Origin of the sequence: Nocardia sp. NPDC056564, assembly GCF_042793755.1 — a bacterium.
GTDB lineage: Bacteria > Actinomycetota > Actinomycetes > Mycobacteriales > Mycobacteriaceae > Nocardia.
This window is the reverse complement of record NZ_JBHTUR010000016.1, coordinates 57,003-76,792: the sequence shown is the minus strand read 5'-3', so window position 1 is coordinate 76,792 and position 19,790 is coordinate 57,003. Positions and strand designations below refer to the sequence as shown.

General features: G+C 68.7%; 19 protein-coding genes. 5 read left to right on the top strand and 14 right to left on the bottom strand.

Annotated elements, in window-relative coordinates; genetic code table 11:
• Window positions 1–36: 36 nt before the first annotated feature.
• The 5 genes from ACFQ9K_RS32100 to ACFQ9K_RS32080 form a co-directional block, all read right to left on the bottom strand.
• Window positions 37–2,742 (bottom strand): nitrate- and nitrite sensing domain-containing protein, encoded by a 2,706-nt coding sequence (locus ACFQ9K_RS32100; protein ID WP_378722634.1) that lies wholly within the window; start codon window positions 2,740–2,742, stop codon window positions 37–39.
• Window positions 2,743–3,209: 467 nt separating this feature from the next.
• On the bottom strand, window positions 3,210–4,232 hold the full coding sequence (locus ACFQ9K_RS32095) for a hypothetical protein (protein ID WP_378722635.1): 1,023 nt from the start codon (window positions 4,230–4,232) through the stop codon (window positions 3,210–3,212).
• Between the two features lie 79 nt (window positions 4,233–4,311).
• Window positions 4,312–4,830, bottom strand: a complete 519-nt coding sequence (locus ACFQ9K_RS32090) for a hypothetical protein (protein WP_378722636.1) — start codon at window positions 4,828–4,830, stop codon at window positions 4,312–4,314.
• Window positions 4,831–4,856: 26 nt separating this feature from the next.
• Window positions 4,857–5,624, bottom strand: coding sequence for an alpha/beta hydrolase (locus ACFQ9K_RS32085; RefSeq protein ID WP_378722637.1), 768 nt, complete (start codon window positions 5,622–5,624; stop codon window positions 4,857–4,859).
• Between the two features lie 34 nt (window positions 5,625–5,658).
• Window positions 5,659–6,081 (bottom strand): hypothetical protein, encoded by a 423-nt coding sequence (locus ACFQ9K_RS32080; protein WP_378722639.1) that lies wholly within the window; start codon window positions 6,079–6,081, stop codon window positions 5,659–5,661.
• A gap of 177 nt (window positions 6,082–6,258) precedes the next feature.
• Between ACFQ9K_RS32080 and ACFQ9K_RS32075 the strand changes: the two genes are divergently transcribed.
• Window positions 6,259–6,627 (top strand): hypothetical protein, encoded by a 369-nt coding sequence (locus ACFQ9K_RS32075; protein WP_378722641.1) that lies wholly within the window; start codon window positions 6,259–6,261, stop codon window positions 6,625–6,627.
• 59 nt (window positions 6,628–6,686) lie between these two features.
• Here ACFQ9K_RS32075 and pheT read toward each other — a convergent pair whose 3' ends face one another.
• From pheT to ACFQ9K_RS32060, 3 genes are all read right to left on the bottom strand, one after another.
• Window positions 6,687–9,191, bottom strand: a complete 2,505-nt coding sequence (pheT, locus tag ACFQ9K_RS32070; RefSeq protein ID WP_378724705.1) for a phenylalanine--tRNA ligase subunit beta — start codon at window positions 9,189–9,191, stop codon at window positions 6,687–6,689.
• A 33-nt stretch (window positions 9,192–9,224) separates the two neighbouring features.
• Window positions 9,225–10,286, bottom strand: coding sequence for a phenylalanine--tRNA ligase subunit alpha (pheS, locus tag ACFQ9K_RS32065; protein WP_378724703.1), 1,062 nt, complete (start codon window positions 10,284–10,286; stop codon window positions 9,225–9,227).
• A 523-nt stretch (window positions 10,287–10,809) separates the two neighbouring features.
• The gene (locus ACFQ9K_RS32060; RefSeq protein WP_378724701.1) at window positions 10,810–12,237 is read right to left on the bottom strand and encodes an MFS transporter; all 1,428 of its coding nucleotides are present in this window, start codon (window positions 12,235–12,237) and stop codon (window positions 10,810–10,812) included.
• A gap of 105 nt (window positions 12,238–12,342) precedes the next feature.
• Between ACFQ9K_RS32060 and ACFQ9K_RS32055 the strand changes: the two genes are divergently transcribed.
• Window positions 12,343–12,921, top strand: coding sequence for a TetR/AcrR family transcriptional regulator (locus ACFQ9K_RS32055; RefSeq protein WP_378724698.1), 579 nt, complete (start codon window positions 12,343–12,345; stop codon window positions 12,919–12,921).
• Window positions 12,922–13,000: 79 nt separating this feature from the next.
• Here ACFQ9K_RS32055 and ACFQ9K_RS32050 read toward each other — a convergent pair whose 3' ends face one another.
• The 4 genes from ACFQ9K_RS32050 to infC all read right to left on the bottom strand — a co-directional run bounded on the left by ACFQ9K_RS32050 (window position 13,001) and on the right by infC (window position 15,318).
• The gene (locus tag ACFQ9K_RS32050) at window positions 13,001–13,798 is read right to left on the bottom strand and encodes a TrmH family RNA methyltransferase (protein ID WP_378724696.1); all 798 of its coding nucleotides are present in this window, start codon (window positions 13,796–13,798) and stop codon (window positions 13,001–13,003) included.
• A gap of 38 nt (window positions 13,799–13,836) precedes the next feature.
• Entirely contained in the window at window positions 13,837–14,217 is a 381-nt protein-coding gene (gene rplT, locus ACFQ9K_RS32045; RefSeq protein WP_107655317.1) for a 50S ribosomal protein L20, read from the bottom strand.
• Between the two features lie 133 nt (window positions 14,218–14,350).
• On the bottom strand, window positions 14,351–14,545 hold the full coding sequence (gene rpmI, locus ACFQ9K_RS32040) for a 50S ribosomal protein L35 (protein ID WP_040689021.1): 195 nt from the start codon (window positions 14,543–14,545) through the stop codon (window positions 14,351–14,353).
• A gap of 59 nt (window positions 14,546–14,604) precedes the next feature.
• Window positions 14,605–15,318 (bottom strand): translation initiation factor IF-3, encoded by a 714-nt coding sequence (gene infC / locus ACFQ9K_RS32035; RefSeq protein ID WP_378724693.1) that lies wholly within the window; start codon window positions 15,316–15,318, stop codon window positions 14,605–14,607.
• 368 nt (window positions 15,319–15,686) lie between these two features.
• Between infC and ACFQ9K_RS32030 the strand changes: the two genes are divergently transcribed.
• The 3 genes from ACFQ9K_RS32030 (at window position 15,687) to ACFQ9K_RS32020 (ending at window position 18,373) form a co-directional block, all read left to right on the top strand.
• Window positions 15,687–16,028 carry a DUF1844 domain-containing protein gene (locus ACFQ9K_RS32030; protein WP_378724692.1) on the top strand — a complete coding sequence of 114 codons (342 nt, stop codon included), beginning with the start codon at window positions 15,687–15,689 and terminating at the stop codon, window positions 16,026–16,028.
• Window positions 16,029–16,143: 115 nt separating this feature from the next.
• Window positions 16,144–16,758 (top strand): TetR/AcrR family transcriptional regulator, encoded by a 615-nt coding sequence (locus tag ACFQ9K_RS32025; protein WP_378724691.1) that lies wholly within the window; start codon window positions 16,144–16,146, stop codon window positions 16,756–16,758.
• Between the two features lie 55 nt (window positions 16,759–16,813).
• Window positions 16,814–18,373 (top strand): FAD-dependent monooxygenase, encoded by a 1,560-nt coding sequence (locus ACFQ9K_RS32020; protein WP_378724689.1) that lies wholly within the window; start codon window positions 16,814–16,816, stop codon window positions 18,371–18,373.
• A gap of 23 nt (window positions 18,374–18,396) precedes the next feature.
• Here the strand turns inward: ACFQ9K_RS32020 and ACFQ9K_RS32015 are convergent, their stop codons facing one another.
• Window positions 18,397–19,302, bottom strand: coding sequence for an alpha/beta fold hydrolase (locus tag ACFQ9K_RS32015; protein ID WP_378724687.1), 906 nt, complete (start codon window positions 19,300–19,302; stop codon window positions 18,397–18,399).
• The gene (locus tag ACFQ9K_RS32010; RefSeq protein WP_378724684.1) at window positions 19,299–19,730 is read right to left on the bottom strand and encodes a helix-turn-helix domain-containing protein; all 432 of its coding nucleotides are present in this window, start codon (window positions 19,728–19,730) and stop codon (window positions 19,299–19,301) included. The genes ACFQ9K_RS32015 and ACFQ9K_RS32010 overlap by 4 nt, the downstream gene beginning before the upstream one ends.
• Window positions 19,731–19,790: the final 60 nt, after the last annotated feature.

Sequence of the window (19,790 nt, the reverse complement as noted above, 5' to 3'; positions counted from 1 at the left end):
TGAACGTGTGCGGGTCGGCGCTCGGCAAGTGAGTGGTCACCGGTTCTCCTCTGCGATGGTCTGAGCCTGATCGTCGGCGCGGGTGTCGTGGTCGCGGGCACCGACATACGGACGGGTGGTCGACGGCGGCGGCGGGGCGCCGCGCTCGTGTCCGGCCCGGAACGACGAAAGCATGCTACGGGTTTCCTCCGGCGAGCGTTCCGGAATCGGCGCCCGATCCGGACGTTCGGTGGCACCGTTGGCGTCGCGCCGCGGATCCGCGCCCGGCGCGGTGCCCGCGGTACGAGACTTCTTGTTGCGCTTGACAAGTCCGTTGCGCGTGGTGCGCTGGCCGGAGTTCCCGGTGGCCGATCCGTTGCCGCTGTACAGGCTTTCGGCGACACCGTAGTGCCCGTCCGGCGAATCGGGCAGTCGCCAGGTTCCGGTGTCGGTCAGGTTGCCCGACTGCGCCGGAGCCGCCGGTGGCGGCGTGGAAACCGTTGGCGGGGACACGAATTGGGAGTACGCGGAGGGCGCGGGTGCGCTCGGAGCGGCATGCTGCGGACCGTTGTACTGGTCCTCGCGCGGTACCGCACGCTGCGCCGCGGTCCACGGTCCCTCGGCCCGGCGTTCCGCGCCGTTCTGCTCGCTCGACGAGAGGGCAGGCGCCGCGTGGGCGGGACCGCGCGGGCTCGGCGGGATCGGTTCGGGCGCGGTGTTGCCGCGGAGCACGGCCGGAGAGTTCATGGCGCCGTTGGCATCCGGCGCCTGCTCCAGTTCGGGCACGCTGCTCGACTCCGAATCGGCGCCCCATGACCGTTCCAGCCCGGTGCCGGAGATCTTCGCCTGCACCGCGGCCGGGCGTCGATCTTGTTCCTGGACAAGAATTTCCAGCGGCAGCGACATCCGGGCAACGATGCCGCTGACCGGCGAGACATTGAGCTCGACGTCGATGCCGAGCCGCTCGGCCAGCCGACCGACCACGTAGTGGCCGAGGTAGCGGGTCGGCGCGACGATGAAGTCCTGCTCGCCGCGCAGCCTGGCGTTGGACTGGGCCAGCTGGTCCATCGGCATGCCGACACCGTGGTCGACCACGGCAAGCAGGTACCCGTGCGGCACCCGGCGGCCGTAGATCTCGACCTCGAGATCCGGTGGGGAGAAGGCGAGTCCGTTCTCGATCAGCTCGGCCAGCATGTGCGCCAGCTCGCTGACCACCGCGCCGGTGATCATCACGTCGTCCACCCGGCGCAGCACCACCCGGCGGTAATCGTCGACCTCGGACAGGCCAGCCCGGATGACGTCGCTCAGCGCGATCGGCTGCGCCCAGCGGCGCGGGCTCGCCTCGCCGACGAGCACCAGCAGGCTTTCGGCGTTGCGGCGCATGCGGGTGGCCAGGTGGTCGAGCTCGAACAGGTTGGACAGACCCTTGGGATCGAGTTCCTCGCGTTCGAACTCGCTGATCAGGCCGAGCTGGCGGCGCACCAGGTTCTGGTTGCGCCGGGCCAGGTTGGCCATCGACTCCGTGGTGTTGCGGCGCACCAGCGCCTGCTGCGAGGCCAGCTCGAAGGCGGTGGTCTGCACGCGGTTGAGCGCGCCTGCCAGAGCGGCGATTTCGGTACTCGCACCCGCGGGCGCCAGCACCGGCATCGGCGCCTCCGGCCTGCTGTCGTCGGCCCGCGACCAGGCCTCGATGACCTGGGGTAGTCGGCGCGAGGCCACGTCGTCGGCCTCGCCGGCCAGCGCGGCCAGCGGCCGCACGATGGCCCGCACCGAGGTGATCACCAGCGCGATCATCGCGGCGATGGCGATGGCCGCGGCGACGAGGAAGCCGATCAGCTTGGTGGCCGCGGCGGCGCGCAGGCTGTCCGCGCGGGCCTGCACGTCGTCGCCGACGGCCTGCTGCACGGCGCGCTGCTCGTCGAGGACGCTGGACATCTGCGTCCACCAGGTCATCGGGTCGACCTCGCGGACCAGCGGCCCATCGCTGGAGGCGATCGCGATGCTCTCGGATTGGTCTGCCTTGGTGGCGTTCTCGCTCAGCATCGCCGCGTCCAGCTTGGACTGCTGGCTCTTGGTCGCGTAGCGGGAGAACGCGGTGAAGCCCGCGAGCTTGGTCGAGCGGATCTCCATGAACTGCACGTACTCGCCGCCGTTGAACCGGCCCGCGGTGAACACGCCGTTGAGGAAGCCTCGCTCCTTGTCGACCTCCTCCTTGGCCGCGCCGAGCGCGTACAGCGCCTGCAGACCGCGCTGGATCTGCGGGTCGCGGGCCTGGTCGAGGCCGAGCGCGAGGCGGTTCAGCGCGGTGACCGCGTCGGTGTAGAACTGGAACACCACCTGGCGGCTGACCCGGCGCGAGTCGATCTGCGTGCGCGTGTTCGCCAGCAGGTTCAGCTGGCTGAGCGCCGCCCGAACCTGGTCCGCGCCAGGGGCATCCCCGGCCGCGGCGCTGGTCAGCGAGCCGAGCGCGACGTCGACCTTGCCGCGCTGATCGAGCAGCGGCTGCTGCAGGCGGTTGTCGCCGCCGAGCAGGCCGTTGCTCAGACCGAGCTCACGCTGGATCTGGTTGGTGAGGTCTTGCACGTTCAGCGCCAGCGAGACGGCCTTCACCGTGTCGTTGGACTCGCGGTAGTCCGAGAGTTCGCGGTAGACAGTCACTCCCAGCAAGGCCAGCACCAGAATCAGCGCGAGCGCCAGAATTCGGGTCAGCTGACCGCCGATGGTGCGCGGCCGCGCGATGGCCGCAATTCTCCCGCTTGGCAACGCGGAGGGAACCGCAATAGTGAGATCCGGTGTGTCCCCGGGCTTTGGTTGCCGTAGACGTGAACGCACCAACCTGCTACTCCTCCGAAAAGCCGGCCGTGACAGCTCCACGACGAGCGCACGGAAAGTCTCCGAGCAAAATCCCATATGCCCGGTCCGGCGTCAACTCGAGAACCCCGAATAGGGAACTTTGTTCATACTTTTCAACCCACGCTGCAACCCGGTGCCACCCACTGTCCGGTTCGGGACAGAAAGGTCGTACAACGTTGAAGCAGAACTTAATAGCCCGACCTGGCCGGCCGGGTCATCAGGAGATCAGTCGGCATCCGGGCGCCGGCCCGAAATGCCTACGGATCGTAGCCGAGTCGCGGTCGTTCACGCACCTCGTGCGCGCGACCGCGCCCGCGCCGCCGCGCGCAGTGACCTGCGCACAGTCGGCAACCGCTCAGCTAGCGAAGGGTGGGGGGTTACGCGCCGCCGAGAATGGCGAGTACCTTCTCCGAGGTGTAGAACGGCTCGAGCCGCTCCCGAATCAACGTGGACAGCACGCCGTTTCGCTTGGCCCCCTCGATGACCGCGGGGCCGTAGCGCAAGATTTCGGTGCTGATGTCGGCGGCGGACAGTCCCAGCTCCGGCAACATGGCCGCCAGGGTGTAATCGCCGTACTTGGTGAAGAACACCTCGACACATTCGTCGACGAGCAGCCCGAAGTATTCCTTCTCCCGTGTGGTGACCGCGATTTCGTAGCAGATCAGCACCAGCTCGTTCAGGTCCTTCTGCGACAGATAATCGCGCAGGCCGCTGACCGGTTCGTCGGCGTGCAGATCCCAGAATTCCATGGCGGCGTCGTGGACCGGTGCGTCCCGCAGCATTTCGCGGATCGCGTTGTTGGTCCGCTTGAGCGCGAACACCGCACCCTTGCCTGCCATGTCGCCGATGAAGGTGCTCTCCGTCGCCTTCTTCGCGGTCTTGGCCGCGGACTGGCCCATGGAGATCAGCGAGGAGACGCCGGGGATCTTGCCGGCGATCTGCTTGTTCGCCTCCATGAAGTCGGAGATCAGCTTGTCCACGAACTTCGACGCGACGGTGGCGACCAGCGGGCTCTCGGTGAGCCGGTCCAGGATGCGCTCCTGCGCCTGGTGCATGCCGAAGATCTTCTCCAGCAGCGCCTCGACCGGTTCGCGGTCGACCACCTGGCCGAGGGTGTAGTCGTTATTGGCGGCGATGTTGTCGTAGATCGAATCGGCGAAAACCCCGACCATGTCGGCGATCACCGGGCTGCCGCCGATCAGATCGATGATGGTCGCGACGGTCTGCTTGGCCTGATCGACCTCGACGATGTCCCGGAAGATCAGCGTATCCGCGACGCCGAGCACCGAATCGACATCGCGGGCAACAACTTCCGCGAAGCGTTCGCCGGTGACCTCGGCGAGCAGGAATTCCACCTGGGCATCGAGTAGCCGTTCGGCGATCTCGCGCGGCTCCGTCATCGTGTTCCACCCATCACAGTCGTAGTCCGGTGCGCTCAGCGCGCTCGCGAGCACGGATGCGCGAGGCCGCCCGGCCAGATTACCGTCCGTGTGTTTCGGTATCGTTGCCGCGCAACGACTTCCGAATCTGGTCCAGGCGTTCACGCGCTGCCCGCTCGCGCGCGTCCCATTGCTCGTCGACGCTGCGGCCCGCCGGGGTCTGCTGATCCAGCTCGCCCATGCCCTGCGCGGTGCCGAAGCGCTGCTCGACCTTATCGCGAACTGACCCCCAAGTAGGGACACCGGAGGGCGAATATCCGCCTGTCTCAGTCGGCGCCGGGATACCGGTCGGCGGTACCGGTACCGCGGGTACCGCAGAACCGCCTCCGACCTGGCCGGATACATCGTGCAGCGGCGGCGCGTCATGCACCGGCGCGAGCGGCGTGGCAGGAGTCACACCGCCGATGGTTGTCGCATCACCGGTTTCCAGCAGCCCGAGCAGGGCGGCGTGCACGACCTCGAAGCCTGGCCGTTCCGCGGTGGCGACCAGCAGCACGCCGGCCAGCTCGCGGTCGGACAGTGCGGCCAAACGGGCCGCGATCTCGCTGTTTTCCGTCATAGCACCAGGCTACGCAGGCGCGGACCTCACGCCAGGACGATGGCGCCTGCCCAGTCACGCACCAGCTCGAACCAGGTGGAGCCGCCCACCATGAGCAGATCGTTGTGGCCCGCCCCCGGGAAGACCTTCAGTTTCTTCGGTTCGCGGGCGGCGGCGTAGAGGCGTTCGGCGTGCCGCAAGGGGAGGAGCTCGTCCTGGTCGCCGTGCATGATCAGGACCGGCACGCGCAGGGAGCGGATGCGTTTTTCGTTCGGGTACGCGTCGGGGACGAGCGGGCTCGGCAGGAAGGGGTAGACGGATCTGGCGGCATCGCGCAGGCCGGAAAAGGTGGACATCAGCATCAGCCCGGCGGGCGGATGCGCGAGCGCGAGTTCGGTCACGACTCCGCCGCCGAGCGACTTCCCAAGGTAGAGAACATGATTCGGATCGACGCCGGGTTGCTCGAGCAGCACCCGCCTGGCCGCCCGTGCGTCCAGGTAGGTGCCGTGCTCGGTGGGGCGGCCGGTGCTGCGCCCGTAGCCGCGGTAGTCGAACGCGAGCACGTCGAATCCCGCCTCGACCAGCAGCGCGAACAGGGCGATCCGATCGCCCACATTGCCCGCGTTGCCGTGCGCGAACAGGATGTGCCCGATCGACTTCGGCGCGGGCACCCACCAGCCGTGCAGCGTCTCGCCGTCGGCCGTGCTGATCGACAGATCGGTGTACCGCATGCCGAGCACGGCGGGCGTCTGCACGATCCGCCGATCGGGCAGGTAGGTCAGCGCGTTCAGGATCGGACTCGCCGGATGTCGCATGATGTCGTTCTTACCCCTCCCCCGGCACTTTTGGTCACTCGACCCGCATGACCTTCGGGTCCTGCGCGCCGGTGGCGTAGCTGGAACCCGCGCCGCCGATGATCCGTAGCAGCGTGTCGCGCAGGCGGGCGATCTCATCGGCGCCGACGATCTCGTCCAGGTGGCGGTCGAACCGCTCGACCACCCCGACGCCCGCGTCGACGACGGCCCAGCCACGCCTGGTCAGCCGGACCAGCCGGGCCCGGCGGTCGGCCGGGTCGATGAGCTGGAAGACCGGGGCGTGCGCCGCGCGGACATCGTCGAAACCGGCCGCGGGTGCCGCCGGATTGCTCGCGGTATTCACGCTGGCCATGGGGACGTCGCTGGGTTTCGCCGCGATGTCGGCATACGCGGTTCCGGTCCTCGCCGGCGGTGCCGCGCTGGTCGCGACGGCGAAGAAACCAGTGGTCGAGCGCATTTCGGCGACTGAACGGCGGGCGCTTCCCGAGCCGGCCTGAGCGATCTGCACGACCGTGCAGCTCTGCGACTCGCCGGAATCGGGCCGCTTCGGACGCCGCCGGAACGGGTATACAGGGCGGGGATTGTCAACCGACGAAAGGGAACGTCTTTTATGCGGACAACGATTCTCGCGACTGTGACTCTCGTGACGGCGCTCGCCGGCTTCACCGCCGCAGCCGGGCCCGCGGGCGCCGTGAGCGATGCGGACACCTGCGCGTCCGTCAGCGCGACGGCCAACGAGCTGACCACCGGAATCAATGCGTCCAAGGCGAACGGCGGCGGGTCCGCGGCAGAGGTGAAGGCGGCCTTCGGCAGCGCGGCAGGCAAGTTGGACGCGGCCGCGGCCAACGCCGACGAGGGCCCGGTGAAGACCGCCATCGCGGGCGCGGTGCCGTACATGAACAAGGCGGCCACGGCATCGGACGACCAGCTCGGCGCCGTGCTCCAGGACCAGGAATTGCAGAACGCCATGTCGGCCCTCGACCAGGCGTGCCGCACCAGCTAGCTCTCGTTCCATGAATCAGGCCCGGAAGCTTCGGCTTCCGGGCCTGATCGCGGATCGGGCTAACCGCGCAGGACCGCGCCGACCGCGTCGGCGGCCGCGGCGACCGCGGCGTCGCGGGCGGCGCTCGCCTCGTCCTCCGTCAGGGTGCGGTCGATGGCGCGGAAGCGCAGGGCGTAGGTGAGGGACTTGCGACCCTCGCCCGCCTGGGCGCCCTCGTAGACGTCGAACAGGGCGATGTCCTCGAGCAGTTCGCCGCCGCCGGCGCGCAGGGCTGATTCCACGGACGCCGCGGGGGTGGTCTTCTCGACGCTGACCGAGACGTCCTGCAACACCGCCGGGAACGGGGAAATCGTTGGGGCGGGCCGGGATTCGAGCAGCGGCAGGGCGTCGAGGTCGAGTTCGACGGCGCAGGTGCGCGGCGGCAGGCCGGAGCGTTCCAGCACGGCCGGGTGCAGTTCGCCCGCGTGGCCGACGACCTTTCCGTCGACGACCAGCTCGGCGCACCGGCCCGGATGCCACGGCAGGTACGCGGCCGGACGTCGCTCGATCGTGACGCCCGCCGCGTCCGCGATCGCGTCGGCGAGGGCGAACGCGTCGGCGGCCTCCGCCTGGCGACCCGGACCCCAGGGTCCCCGCGGTTCGCGGCGACCGGTGAGGACGGCTGCGACGTGCACCGGCTGCGCGGGCAGCGAGTCGAGCAGGTCGGCGATCTGCTCGTCGGTGGGACGGCGGTCCACCGGCAGCGCCTCGACCGGGTGCACGTTGTCACCGGGGAGCACCACCTGCGCGATGCCGTAGATGGTGAGGTCGCGCGCACCCCGCGAGATGTTGCGGGAAGCGACTTCCAGCAGCGCGGGCAGCAGCGTGGTGGCCAGCTCGGCGCGCTCGGCGTCGAGCGGGTTCAGCACCCGGGTGGTGGTCCGGCGCGGGTCGTCGGCGTCCAGCCCCCAGGTGTCGAAGACGCTGCCGGACATGAAGATCGACGCGGGCACCTCGACGGCCCCGGCCAGGGCCAGCGCCCGGCCGACCGCGCGGCGACGACGCTGGGTGGCGGTGAGGCCACGCCCGGCGGGCGCGGTGGGCAGCACGGACGGGATCTGCTCGAGCCCCTCCAGCCGCAGCACCTCTTCGACCAGGTCGGCGGGCTGGGCCAGGTCGGGCCGCCAGCTCGGCGGGGTGACCTCGAGCTGGCCGTGCCCGGTGGTCTCGTCCACGGCGACCTCGACGGTGCAGCCGATCTGGGCGAGGCGGCGGGCGGCGGTGCCGGTCGGGTAGGTGACGCCGGCGACGCGGTCGGCCAGGTCGATGTCCATCCGGATCGGCGGCGCGGGCGGCACCGGGACCCGGACGTCGGAGAGCGCGGGTTCGACTGTGCCACCGGCGATTTCGGCCAGCAGGGTGGCGGCGCGGTCGAGCGCGGCGACATTGATCTCCGGATCGACCACCCGCTCGTAGCGCTTGCCCGCCTCGGACACCAGCTTGTGCCTGCGCGAGGTGCGGTAGACCAGCAGCGGGTTCCAGGTGGCGGCTTCGAGCAGGATGTCCGTCGTTTCGGCGCCGACCTCGGTGGTCGCACCGCCCATCACACCGGCCAGCGAGATCACGCCGGAATCGTCGGCGATCACCACGTCCTCGGCGTCGAGGGTGCGCTCGACCTCGTCGAGGGTGCGCAGCGTCTCGCCCTGGTTCGCGGTGCGCACGACCAGGCCGCCGGACAGCTTCGCCGCGTCGAACGCGTGCAGCGGCTGGCCGAGTTCGAGCATCACGTAGTTGGTGACGTCGACGGCCGGCGAGATCGGGCGCACCCCGGACAGCAGCAGCCTGCGCTGTAACCACCAGGGGCTCACCGCGTTCGGGTCGATGCCGGTGACCCGGCGGGCCGCGAAGCGGGTGCACTTGGAGTCGGGTTCGAGGGTGATCGACCAGGCTTCGGGCTCGTCGTCCGGAAGCGTGCGCACGGCCGGGTCGGCGTAGTCGAGGTCGAAGCCGCAGGCGAGTTCGCGGGCCAGGCCGCGCACCGAGAAGCAGTAGCCGCGGTCCGGGGTGATGTTGAGCTCGATGACCGTGTCATCGAGGCCGAGCAGCTCGTTCGCGTCCGCGCCCGGCTCGGCGGTGCCCGGCTCGAGCACCAGGATGCCCGCGTGATCCTTGCCGATCCCGAGTTCGGCGACCGAGCAGATCATGCCGTTGGAGACGTGGCCGTAGGTCTTGCGCGAGGAGATCGCGAAGCCACCGGGCAGCACGCCGCCGGGCAGTACCACGACGACCAGGTCGCCGACGGCGAAGTTGGTTGCGCCGCAGACGATTTCCTGAAGATCGGGGTTACCCACGTCGACCTTGCAGAAGCGGATCGGCTTCTTGAACTCGGTCAGCTCGGTGATCTCGGCGACCCGGCCGACGACCAGCGGCTTGTCGATGTCACCGGTGATCCGCTCCAGCCGGTCGACCTCCTCGACCTCCAGACCCACACGGACGAACCCCGCGTCGAGTTCCTCCGGCGTCACCGACCAGTCGGGGTTGGTGCGCTGGATGATGTCGGTCAGCCAGGATTGCGCTACTCGCACTTGACGTTTCGCTCTCTCGATCGAAGGGTGGGGTCAGGACCGGATGCCGAAGGGCAGGGTGAAGCGCACGTCGCCCTCGACGATGTCGCGCATGTCCGGGATGCCGTTGCGGAACTGCAAGGTCCGCTCCAGGCCCATGCCGAACGCGAACCCGCTGTACACCTCGGGATCGATCCCGCTGGCGATCAGCACCTTCGGGTTCACCATGCCGCAGCCGCCCCACTCGACCCAGCCCGCGCCGCCCTTCTTGTCCGCGAACCACACGTCGACCTCGGCGGACGGCTCGGTGAACGGAAAGTAGTTGGGGCGCATGCGGGTTCGCGTCTCCGGGCCGAACAGTGCCCGGGCGAACGCGTCCAGCGTGCCGCGCAGGTGCGCCATGGTCAGGCCCTTGTCCACGGCCAGGCCCTCGACCTGGGAGAACACCGGGGTGTGCGTGGCGTCGAGCTCGTCGGTGCGAAAGGTGCGCCCGGGGCACACGACGTAGATCGGCAGGTCGCGTTCCAGCAGCGAGCGCACCTGCACCGGGGAGGTGTGCGTGCGCAGCACCTGGCGCGAGCCCTCGGGCGCGATGTGGAAGGTGTCCTGCATGGTGCGGGCCGGGTGGTCGGGCAGGAAGTTGAGCGCGTCGAAGTTGAAGTGCTCGGTCTCCACCTCGGGGCCCTCGGCCACCTCCCAGCCCATCGCGACGAACACGTCGGCGACCTGCTCGGAGATGACGGTGATCGGATGCCGGGCGCCGAACGGGTGCCTGCGCGCGGGCAACGTCACGTCGATCGCCTCGGCGACGAGCACGGCCGCGTCCCGCTCGGCGAGCAACGCCGCGCGCCGTGCCTCGAATGCCTCCGACACTCGCCCTCGGGCGACATTGACCCGCTTGCCCGCCTCGGCCTTCTCCGCCTTCGGGATGCTGCCCAGCGCGCGCTGCGCCAGTGCGAGCGGCGCCTTGCCGCCGAGGTGCTCGGTTTTCGCGACCGCGAGCGCATCCAGGTCGGCGGCAGCGGCGAACGCCTTCTCGGCGGCCGCCGCCGCGGCGGCCAGTGCCTCCTCGGTCAGCGTCGCGTTCTGCTCGACTGCGTCGTTGTCGTCGGCCACGATGGTTCGACTCTCCCCTGGGGATCGGTTCGCGGGTACGGCTGGTTCCCTACCCACATTGCTGCTGGTGGAATCCTATGGGATGCGTCATCTCCGATTCACCCGGATTCCCCACTGCCCGGTGAACCGCCGTTGCGCCGCTGGTCGGCTCGGTCGGCGGCGGGTTGCCGTGCCGACCGCGCCGTGCCGACGTGCTGACATGTCGGCGAGTCCTATGCCGACTGTCGCGGCCGGCCTTGTGAGCTTCCGTTCAGCTGGCAGTCTTTGCGCAGATAGAAGGAGAGGCGGCGCGCACCGCACCGCACCGAGGTTCCGCAGGAAATGCGTAGGGCCGTCCGCGACACCGGTCCGAAATCCACGAGAACATCCTCCGGGCACATTCGCAGTCGGCTTCCGAGCGCCGAGTGTCGGGCTGCCGAACCCGTCAGCACAACTGACCTGCGTTCGACACCGCCGAGGCCGACCGGCTGCTGGAGTCGGTCGGCCTCGGTGCGCACTCCCCCGGTGCGCGTTCGGGTCGGGATCAGGCTTGGGTGATCTTGGCGGGCAGCAGGACGGAGAAGACGGCACCCACGGCGACTATGGCGGCGCCGACCCAGATCGCCGGGACCAGGCCGTCGACGTAGGCCTGCGGGCTCAGATACGAACCGTGCGAAGCGAATACGGAGGCGAGGACGGCGATGCCCAGCGCGACGCCGACTTCCCGCAGGGTGCTGTTCGTGCCGGAGGCCATCGCCCGATCGTCCGCGGCGGCGCTGGCCATGACGACCGACGCGCTGGGCGGCAGGGTGAGGCCCATGCCGATCCCGGCGAGCAGAAACGGTCCGACGAACGCGGAGTAGCCGACATCGACGGTGGTGATCGCCGCCATCCAGCCGAGCGCGACCGCCAGCAGCAGCTGACCGGACGCGAGCAGCGTGCGCGCGCCGATCCGGTCGACGAGCAGACCCGAGATCGGCGCGACCACCATCGGCGCCAGCGTCCACGGCATGGTCCGCACGCCCGATTCCAGCGGGCTGTAGCCCTGCACCACCTGGAAGTACTGCGCCAGCAAGAAGATCGACCCGAAGACGCCCATGGCGAAGGTGAAGCTCGTCGCATTGCTGATCCGGTAGGCCCGCGAGCGGAACAGGCGCAGCGGCAGCATCGGGTCGGGCGTGCGCAGCTCCCACGCGATCAAACCGGCCAGCAGCACGGCGCCGCCGATCAGGCTGCCGAGCACGGTGCCCGAGGTCCAGCCGTCGTCGGCGCCGTGGATCACGCCCCACACCACCGCGAGCACACCGCTCGCCGACAACACCAGGCCGATCGGGTCGAGTCGCCTGGTGCCGCCGTACGACTCGCGCAACGCCCTGGCCGCGAACGGCACGATGACGAGCCCGATGGGCACGTTCAGCCAGAAGATCCACTGCCAGCTCAGCCCGTCGACCACCGCCCCGCCGACCAGCGGCCCGACCGCGACGCCCAGTCCGGCGATGCCGCCCCAGATGCCGATCGCGGCGCTGCGCATCCGCTCCGGCACGGCCGCCGACAGCAGGGTCAGCGACAGCGGCATCACCGCCGCGCCGCCGAAGCCCTGCACCACCCTGGCAGCGATCAACATCCACGGCTCGGTGGCCAGCGCGCACGCGGCCGACGCGACCGTGAACAGCGCGATGCCGGCCAGGAAGACGCGGCGGCGGCCGAGCCGGTCACCGATCGCCGAGACGGTGAGCAGCAGCGAGGCGAAGGACAGCGTGTAGGCGTTGATGAACCACTGCAGGTCCGAGAGCGAGGCGCCGAGTTCGGTGCGAATGACCGGCAGTGCGTTGGTCACCACCAGGTTGTCCAGCGTGACCATGAACATCGGGATGCCGACCGCGGCGAGGACGGCCGCGACCGCGCGGCCGCTCGTGGGTGCGGTGGGCTCGACGGTCGCCGACGCGGCGGCGGGTTCGAGAGTTTCGGTCATGACCGGCCCTTAGTTGTAATCGACTGATAACTAGTGACCGAAGAGTATGCATCGACTGATAACATGTCAATGCCGGAGGGGGTGGGGCGAACGGAATGGAGCACGATGTCGAGTCCGACCAGAGTCCGGATGAGCGCCTCCGAGCGCGGCGAGCAGGTGTTACGGGCAGCCGTCTCCGCCTTCGCCGAATCCGGCTATGCCGCCACTCGCACCGACGAAATCGCCAGGCGCGCAGGGGTTTCCCAGCCGTACGTGATCCGGCTGTTCGGCACCAAGCAGCACCTTTTCATCAGTGCGCTGCATCGGGTGTGCGATCGGATCGAAGAGGTGTTCCGGGCGGCCCGCGCCGAGGCGGCCCCCGACGCGACACCGGAGGTAGCGCTGCACGCGCTCGGCCACGGCTTCGCCATCTTCCTGGCCGACAAGGAACTGCTGCAGCTGTTCCTGCACGGCTTCGCGGCGAGCGGGGAGGCGGCGATCGGCGACGAGGTCCGCGCCCGCTTCGGCCAGATCTACCAGCTGGTGCGCGACCTCACCGGAGCGGGCATCCACGAAACGCGCGAATTCATGGCCACCGGCATGCTCCTCACCGTCCTGAGCGCCATCCAGGTGGCGGGTCCAGACGCAGCCCCAACCCCCTGGGCAATCGAACTCCTCAACGACTGCACCCAACCCCCTGAGTAACCCGCGCACCACTTCTGACATACGCACGCGTGTCAGCGCGGCAAGTTTGGGTGTGGGAAATCAGAGGGCGTGCGGCTGGTCAGTTTGCGTAGCGGACGCGGGAATTCGCGTACAGGCAGATGGCGGCGGCGGTGGCCAGGTTCAGGCTTTCGGCGCGGCCGCGGATGGGGATGCGGACGCGGTGGTCGGCGCGCTGGGTGACGGCGGGGTCCAGTCCGTGCGCCTCGTTGCCGAACAGCCAGGCGACCGGGCCGGTGAACAGTTCGTCGGCGTCGTCCAGGTCGACCTCGCCGTTCGCGGCGGTCGCCAGGATCGTGATGCCCGCCGCCGCAAGGGAATCCAGCGTCTCGCCGACGTCGCGATGGCGCGCGATCGGGACGTGGAACAGGCTGCCCGCGCTGGCGCGCACGCACTTTCCGTTGTGCGGGTCGACCGAGTCACCGGCCAGCACCACCCCGTCGGCGCCGACGGAATCGGCGACCCGGATGAGGGTTCCGGCATTGCCGGGTTCGGCCATCTCGACCGGCACGGCGAGCATCCGCGGTCGCGTCGCGAGCACATCGGCCAGCGGCACGTCGATCAGTGCGCACACCGCGACAAGTCCTGGCGCGGTGACGGTTTCGCCGAGCTGCTGAGCGGCCCGAGCGCTGACCAGCGTGGTCCGCACGCCCATCCCCGCGGCGGTGGAGACCAGCTCGTGCTCCCGCGCGGCGGCGCCCGCGGAGTAGAACAACTCCTGCACTCGCCCCGTATCCAGCGCGGCAGCAACGGAATTCGCGCCTTCGGCGAGGAACTGCCCGGCCTTGCGCCGCTGCGCACCGCGCTGCAGCTTGACAGCCGAAACGACCCGCGGATTGCGCTCGGAGAGCGCGTCCACGGGTCGTTCCGAAAGGTATTCGCTTGTCACCCGGTGACTTACGCGGCGGGCGCGTTGACGTCCTGGGGCAGGGCGGCCTTGGCGATCGCGACGAGACCGGCGAACGCCTCGGCGTCGGACACCGCGAGCTCGGCGAGGATCTTGCGGTCCACCTCGACACCAGCGGCCTTGAGGCCCTGGATGAAGCGGTTGTAGGTGATGTCGTTCAGGCGCGCCGCGGCGTTGATGCGGGCGATCCAGAGCTTGCGGAAGTCACCCTTGCGCGCCCGGCGGTCCCGGTAGGCGTAGGTGAGCGAGTGCAGCTGCTGTTCCTTGGCCTTGCGGTACAGGCGCGAGCGCTGGCCGCGGTAGCCCTTGGATGCCTCGAGGATGGAACGACGCTTCTTCTGAGCGTTGACGGCCCTTTTGACGCGTGCCATGGGTCAGTCCTTTGTCGATCTAGGGGGCGCATGCGGCACCCGGAGGTTGGTCAGTTGGTCGGCGTCCGGAATCCGGAACGCGGTTCGCTCGCGGGCTCTTTCGAGCGGCCGGCGAGCAAGCGCTGCTGGTCTCTCAGAGACCGAGCAGCCTCTTCACGCGCGGGACGTCGACGGACGCGACGGCCTCCGTGCCATCCAGACGACGAGTCCGGCGGGTCGACTTGTGCTCGAGCAGGTGGCGACGGTTCGCCTGCTGGCGAAGCAGCTTGCCTCGGCCCGACACCTTGAATCGCTTCGAGGCGCCGCTGTGGCTCTTCATCTTCGGCATGGATTCCTCTAATCTGTCTCGTCCCGGCGGCCCTTACGGACCGCCGGCTCTTATCGGTATTACTGCGGCGGGTCGGCCTGCTCGGCCGGAGCCGCGGCGGGCGTCGTGTCTGCGGCGACGGTCCCAGCGGGCGCGGGGCTCGGCTGCGCAGCGGGCTGCTGCTGCCGCGGAGCTGCGGACTCCTGCTGTGCCTTCACTCGCGTCTTCGCACCCTTGTGGGGCGCGAGGACCATGGTCATGTTGCGACCGTCCTGCTTGGCCGAGGTCTCGACGAACCCCAAGTCGGCCACGTCCGCCGCGAGGCGCTGCAGCAGCCGGTAGCCCAGTTCGGGCCTGGACTGCTCACGTCCACGGAACATGATGGTGACCTTGACCTTCGACCCCGCCTCGAGGAAGCGCATGACATGGCCCCTCTTGGTCGCGTAGTCGTGGTCGTCGATCTTCGGGCGGAGCTTCTGCTCCTTGATCACGGTTTGCACCTGGTTCTTCCGAGACTCGCGCGCCTTCTGCGCCGTCTCGTACTTGAACTTGCCGTAGTCCATGATCTTGCAGACCGGCGGACGTGCATCCGGAGCGACCTCGACGAGATCGAGATCTGCCTCCATGGCGACGCGTAGTGCATCTTCAACACGCACGATCCCAACCTGCTCGCCGCTGGGTCCGATGAGCCGGACCTCGGGAACACGGATGCGATCGTTGATGCGGGTCTCAGTGCTGATGGGGCCTCCTAGGTCAAGCGGTGTCGTCAGGACGACCGCGCGCAATAACTGCAACCCCTGTTCAACACAAAAGCCCCGAAGCGGTATTCCGCTGCGGGGCCCGAGTCGACCGGTCGGCGCACGCCAAAACCTCGCGTGCGATCTTATGCGCGGCTCTCGCGAGAGAACCCCGGCACAAGAAACCCGCCTCCGAGAAGGCGGGTGACCGGACCGTTTGACCTGACGATCGCTCGTCGGCAACGGTGGGAGTCGGGCTCCACTTATCAGCCCCGGGCTCGAAATCTTGGAAGAAGACACAACCTGGGGCGGTCGTCAGCGGAAAGTCTAACATTCTGTTCGGCTATCGCCGAATCGGCCCGGTGCGTGCGCGTCGAGCTCGGCCGATTCCCGTGGCCGCCGGCCGCGTCGCTAGCCTGATGAGCATGACAGAAGAGCTCGACAACTCCGTGCGCGAACTGGCCGACATCCCCGCGGTCGAGGTGATCAGCCGGGCCGCGGTGATGCTGATGAGTTCGGCCGCGGAGAAGCTCGGGCTCGCGGACGAGGACCCGGAAACCAGCGCGCGCCGCGATCTGGACGAGGCGCGCCGGGTGATCACCGCACTGGCCGGCCTGGTCACCGCGTCGGTGGAGTACCTCGGGCCGCACGCCGGGCCGATTCGCGAGGGGTTGCAGTCGTTGCAGCGGGCGTTCCGGGAGGCGTCGGCACATCCCGACGAGCCGGGCAAGGGACCGGGCGAGAAGTACACCGGACCGGTCTACTGATCCCCCGCAACGCCGCACGGCAGCGCTGACCCGGCCTTCACCAGTCGCGCTGCCGTTAATTTTTCCCGGTAGGAAATTTTTCCCACCAGGCACGTTTTTTCGGTACGCTGTGGTCATGCCGGAGGAGGAAGTGCTCGGACTGCGCGAACGCAAGAAGCTCGACACCCGCATGGCGTTGAGTACCGCCGCGCTGGAACTGGCCTTCGAGCGCGGGCTGGAGAACGTCACCCGCGAGGACATCGCGGCGCGGGCCGGAGTGTCGGTGCGGACGTTCAACAACTACTTCACCGGTAAGCACGACGCGATCGTCTATCGGCAATCGATGCGAATCCGGCGCAGCCTCACGATATTGCGGGAGCGTCCGGCGGATGAACCGCTCTGGACCGCGATCACCGCGGCAATGCTCGAGCCGCTGGAGGCCGACCGCACCCAGTTCACGCCGCCCAGTCCGGCGCAACTGGCCGAGATCCGAAAGCTGTTCGACGTGCCGGAACTGCGGCACGCCTTGTTCCGGGAGATCTCCGACGAGTGGCTCGAGTTGATCGCCGAACGCACCGGCACCGACCCGTTGCGCGACATCTATCCGCGCCTGGTCGCCGGCACCGTAGCCACCATCGCCGAAGCGGTCATGGTGGCGTACGCCAATGCCGATCCGCCGGTCCACATCACCACGCTGCTCCGTCAGGCCCTCGCCGAGGTGACTGCCGGACTACCCGAACCTCCGCGCTGACCTGACCGCGCTGACGCCGCACTGACCCCACCATCGAACAAGAGGTGTATTTGTCATGCCCGAAAACTCTGTCGACGTAGTCATTTCCGGTGCCGGACCCAACGGGCTGATGCTCGCCGGCGAACTCGCACTGGGCGGAGTGCACGCCATCGTGCTCGACGAACTACCCGAGCCCAGCGACCAGCCGAAGGCGAACGGCCTTGTCGGGCAGGTGATTCGGCTGCTGGACATGCGTGGGCTCTACCACGAGTTCGGCGGCGCGCCCGGTGCGCCGCAGCCGCTGCCCGCCTATATCTTCAGCGGGCTGCCGCTGTCCTTCGCCGAGCTGGCGGACAATCCGATGACCTTGCTCGGCATTCCGCAGCCGAAACTCGTTCGGCTGCTGGAAAAGTGGGCAGCCGAGCTGGGTGTGGACATCAGGTGGGGAAACCGCCTCGATGAGCTGACCCAGCGCGACGACGGTGTCGACATCACGGTCGCTGGGCCCCACGGTGACTATCGCGTCGGGGCTCGATACCTGATCGGCGCCGACGGTGGCAAGAGTTCCGTCCGCAAACAGGTCGGCATCGATTTCCCCGGCTACACCGCGGCCGACAGCGTGGTGCGGATCGGACATGCCTGGCTTCCGGATGAGTTGCGGACCAGTGACGGCGGCATCGAAATTCCCGGGTTCGGGCGACTTCCCGCCGGACACAACCGACTAGAACGCGGCGGGTTCGTCTTCGCGGAGCTGGAGCCCGGCCGGCCGCTCATCGCGAGCATGGAATTCGGCGTCGAAGCGATGCCTGAGGGCACCCCGATGACCATCGCGGAACTGCGTGACAGTGTGCACCGGGTGCTCGGCGTCGACCTGCCGCTGGAGGCGCCACGCGGACCGGGCCCACATGCGTTGCGCCGCATCGAGAATCAGAACACCCGGCAGGCCGACCGATACCGGGCGGGTAATGTGTTCCTGCTCGGCGACGCCGCGCACGTGCATTCCGGGATGGGTGGCCCCGGCCTCAACCTCGGCTTGCAAGACGCGGCCAATCTGGGTTGGAAGCTCGCCGCGGAGATCAACGGCTGGGCGCCGGCCGGATTGCTGGACACCTACCATTCCGAGCGGCACCCGGTCGGAGTCCGGGTAATGATGAGCTCGCTGGCCCAAACCGCCCTCTTCGCGCCCGGACCCGAAGTCACGGCGCTGCGCACCCTGCTCGGCGAGCTGTTGGAGCGACCGGAGAACACCGAATACATCGCCCGATTGATGTCCGGTTCCGACACTCGCTACGAGACCGGAGACCCACACCCGCTCGCCGGCCGCATGGTCCCCGACCTGACCCTCGAAACCCCGGACGGCACAAAACGAGTCGCCGAACTCATGCGCAAGGCACGACCTGTCTTGCTCATGCTCACCGGCAACCCGACCTTCCCCGATATCACGAAAGCATGGCGCGACCGAGTAGACGTCATCACCGCAACCAGCAACGACGCACCCGCCACCGCACTACTGATCAGACCGGACGGCTACGTAGCCTGGGCCGCCGACGACACCGACCAGTCCACGTCAGACCGCCTGCACACAGCGCTGACCCACTGGTTCGGCACACCGATGCCCGCCGCCGCCAACGGATAGCGCATGGGCGCGGCGTTGCGCGGTTACTGGGTGGGCGGCTCGTCGAGGAGGAATTTCGCGACGGTGTCGGTTTGGCCGAGGATTGCGTGGCCGACGTCCGGTAGGACGTGGACTGTCGCGTTCGGGACGCAGCGGCGGACGCGGTCGGCGGTGACCGCGGAGTCGAGCATGACGTCGCGGGCGCCGACGATCACCAGCAGCGGCATGGTCAGGCCGCGCAAGGCATCGTCGGGGAAGACGGGCAGGCGTTCGGTGCGCGGTTTGAACTCGGTGAAGGTCAGGACCACGTCGTCGAGGGCCACCCGGTACATCGGGGCGTCCAGGCCGGTGACGATGGCGGCGGTGCGGCGGACGCCGCGATGTCCGAAGAGGCGCAGGAACAACGCTTTCGGCAGCCAGCCCATCGTCTGCGCGCCGATGCCGCCCGGGCAGAGCAGGGCGAGCCGGGTTATCCGGCCCGGTCTGCGAATGGCGTAGTCCACCGCGACCCAACCGCCGAGGGATGCGGCGACGACCGAGATGTCTTCCAGGCCAAGGCCGTCCAGCACATCGTCGAGCCACAGCGCGAGCCGGTCGGAGTCCAGGGGCGGCCGGGACGGCGCACTGGCGCCGGGTTCACCGACGAGGTCGACGGCGTAGGTACGGAAATGCGTTGCCCAGGAACCGATGTCGCCACGCCACATCGATGTGTTCGCGCCCGAGCCGTGCAGCAGCACCAGCGGCGGCGCGTCTTCCGGGCCGGAGACCACGACGAAAGTCTCGCCCTCGCGAGTCGGCACGCGCCGATGCTCAGCGGGTACCGGCCATTCCGCCAGCAATTCCGCGTAGCGCTGCCGAACCTTGCGCGCGCCGCGCTCCGACTTGTAGATCGTGGCCAGGTCTACTCCCCCGCGCCCGGAATCCGTCGTGCCGATGTTCCGCTCGCTCATGACGCGAGCACCCCTTCCATGTAGTCGAACAGCCGAGCCGTGTCCGCGAGCCCGCCAAGGACAATGACTTTCAGGCGCGCCCGCTCCGCGTCGTACAGCGTCTCGATGCGCAACGGGTCGCCCTCGCCGGAACGCGTATTGGCCGCAGCCATCAGCAACGTGGTCACCCGCTCGGCCAGCTCGCGACTGATCGCCTCGACCTGAACGATGCTCGACACCTCGGTGTGCCGCTGCCGCCCCACCGTCTCGCGTACCGGCGCGGGCACCGGCAACCCGGTGAACGCCTCCAGATCCGCCTCCGCGATCCGATACTGCTTGCCGATCCGCACCGCATGGAGCCGCCCGTCCCGCACGTAGTTGCGGATCGTGCGCACATGCAGGCCCAGCCGTTCGGCCACCTGCTCCACAGAGTAGACGCGATCAGTCACAAAAATACTCTAAACTTCCCTATTGAATTTCTCAATAGGGAAGTTTAGGGAACTTCGCGT